The organism is Streptomyces hydrogenans (assembly GCF_014656075.1).
Taxonomy (GTDB): domain Bacteria; phylum Actinomycetota; class Actinomycetes; order Streptomycetales; family Streptomycetaceae; genus Streptomyces; species Streptomyces hydrogenans.
Genome location: NZ_BNBS01000272.1, coordinates 1 through 2,512, shown reverse-complemented (window position 1 = coordinate 2,512; position 2,512 = coordinate 1). Strand labels below are relative to the sequence as shown.

The window sequence follows — 2,512 nt, the reverse complement described above, 5'->3', positions numbered from 1 at the left end:
GCCCCGCGGGCGGCCCCCGCACCGCGCTGCCCGCCCGGGACGGCGCGCCGCAGGCGCCCCAGGCCCCCCAGCGGCCGCAGCAGCCCCAGCCGGCCAACGCCCAGCTGGAGCAGACCGGTCAGCTGCCGCAGCTCCCCCAGCCCCCGCAGCCCGGCCCCGGTGCCGGTCTCATCGGCGGTGCCGCCAGCGCCATCCCGTCCCGTACGGACGTGTGGGGCGGCAGCCCGCAGAACCAGCAGGCCCCGCAGGCCCCCCAGCAGCAGGACCCGCTGGGTGCGCCGAACGGCTTCCCGCGCGCCGAACTGCCCGGCGGCAACCCGCAGCCGCAGCGCCCGCAGGCGGCGAGCTGGGGCAGCGACCCGGCCCAGCAGCCGGTGCGCCGTCCGCAGCAGGACATGACGCCGCTGGACGCCCCGCGCGGCCACGACGACGCGGAGACGACGGGCTCGTTCGCCGCGCCGGGCGCCCCGCAGGGTCCGGGCTCCACGGGCCAGTTCCCGCGCCCCGACTTCGGTGCCCCGCAGGCTCCCCAGGTCCCGCAGTACCAGGACCCGGCGTCCACCGCGCAGTTCGCGCGTCCGGACTACGAGGCTCCGCTCGCCCCGCAGGGTCCGGGCTCCACGGGCCAGTTCCCGCGGCCGGACTTCGGTGCCCCGCAGATGCCCCAGGCCCCGCAGGCGCCCCAGGCCCCGCAGTACCAGGCCCAGCCGCCGTACGGCAGCCAGCCCTACGTACCGCAGGCGCCCCAGGCCCCGCAGCAGCAGGTTCCGCAGCCGCCGGCCCCGCGCCAGCGCACCGGCAACGAGTTCGACGCGCCGCAGCAGCCGGGCTTCCCGCAGCAGGCCGCGCCGCAGGCGCCCGAGCCGCGGCAGCCGCAGCTCGGCCGGCCGCGTCGTCCGGAGGCCCTGCCGCCGGCGCCGGCCGCGGGCGACGGGCGCACCCCGCTGTACGACACGCTGGAGACCAACTGGTTCCACCAGGACCAGGGTCAGCAGCAGGCCGCCCAGGCCCCGGCCCCGCAGGCGCAGCCGCAGCGGGCGCCCGAGGTCGACCGGACCATGCAGACCCCGGTCGTGCAGCAGCCCGCTCCGGCGGCGCAGCGGCCGGCTCCGGGCCAGGCCCCCGGCCAGGCCCCCGACGGCGGACGGCCGGCCTCGTGGCGGCCCTCGCCCAACGACGATCTGGTGCGCCAGGCCGAGCGGGCGCGCAAGCCCTCCGCCGGCGGGGTCACCACCTCCGGTCTTCCGCGCCGTGTGCCGAAGGCCAACCTCGTACCCGGGACCGCACAGGAGCAGGCCCACACGGCCGGCCCCCAGGTCTCGCGTGCACCCGACGACGTCCGTGGCCGGCTCACCAACCTGCGCCGCGGTATCCAGCAGGGCCGGCAGGCGGGCAACTCGACCACGGGTAGCTTCCACCTCGGTCCGAACCACCAGCAGGAGCGATAGTTGAGCGCGATGAGCCAGGCGGCGCAGAATCTGAACTGGTTGATCACCAACTTCGTGGACAACACCCCCGGGGTGTCCCACACGGTGGTGGTCTCCGCCGACGGCCTTCTGCTGGCCATGTCCGAAGGATTCCCCCGCGACCGTGCCGACCAGCTGGCGGCGGTCGCGTCCGGGCTCACCTCGCTGACCGCGGGCGCCTCCCGGATCTTCGAGGGCGGTCCCGTGGCACAGACCGTGGTGGAGATGGAGCGCGGCTTCCTCTTCCTCATGTCGGTCTCGGACGGCTCCTCGCTCGCCGTGCTCGCGCACCCGGAGTGCGACATCGGCCTCGTGGGCTACGAGATGGCGCTGCTGGTCGACCGGGCCGGCAGCGTCCTCACCCCGGATCTCCGCGCGGAGCTCCAGGGCAGCCTGCTGCACTAGCGGTCCCCACCCGCTCGCGGCACCTGTCCCCCCGACGGGGCGGTACTCCCCCCACGCGTACCGCCCCCGGAACCGTTCAATCGTCCGGCCGCCCCATCCGGCCCCCCACCGGCCCCATCAGACGGCAGAGGTCTTGCTGTCACGCCCGGAGGATTCATGACCCCGCCCCCCGCCACTCACGATCCGTACGGCGGCTCGTCCCTGGACGATCCGTACGGTCATGAGGGCGACCAGCCGCTGGTCCGTCCGTACGCGATGACCGGCGGCCGGACCCGGCCGCGCTACCAGCTCGCCATCGAGGCGCTGGTCAGCACCACGGCCGACCCGGCGCACCTCGCCACGCTCCTCCCCGAGCACCAGCGCATCTGCCACCTGTGCCGTGAGGTCAAGTCGGTGGCCGAGGTGTCCGCCCTGCTGTCGATGCCGCTCGGTGTCGCCCGGATCCTCGTGGCCGACCTGGCCGAGGCGGGCATGGTGGCCATCCACCAGCCGGGCAACGGAGAAGCCGGCGGCACGCCGGACGTGACACTGCTCGAAAGGGTGCTCAGTGGACTTCGCAAGCTCTAACGGCGGCGCGGCCAGATCGACCACCAGCGCGAAGATCGTGGTGGCGGGTGGCTTCGGCGTGGGCAAGACCACGT

At 75.5% G+C, this 2,512-nt stretch carries 2 protein-coding genes and 2 pseudogenes; all 4 read left to right on the top strand.

Annotated features, from left to right (window positions below):
• Window positions 1–1,448: pseudogene (locus IE321_RS41310) on the top strand (histidine kinase); the annotation flags it as partial.
• 9 nt (window positions 1,449–1,457) lie between these two features.
• Window positions 1,458–1,871 carry a roadblock/LC7 domain-containing protein gene (locus IE321_RS41305; protein ID WP_030496942.1) on the top strand — a complete coding sequence of 138 codons (414 nt, stop codon included), beginning with the start codon at window positions 1,458–1,460 and terminating at the stop codon, window positions 1,869–1,871.
• 156 nt (window positions 1,872–2,027) lie between these two features.
• A complete protein-coding gene (locus tag IE321_RS41300) occupies window positions 2,028–2,438 on the top strand; it encodes a DUF742 domain-containing protein (protein ID WP_030496941.1) in 411 nt (136 codons plus the stop codon).
• Window positions 2,419–2,512 (top strand): annotated as a pseudogene (locus tag IE321_RS41295) (ATP-binding protein); the annotation flags it as partial. The gene IE321_RS41300 and the pseudogene IE321_RS41295, both read left to right, overlap by 20 nt.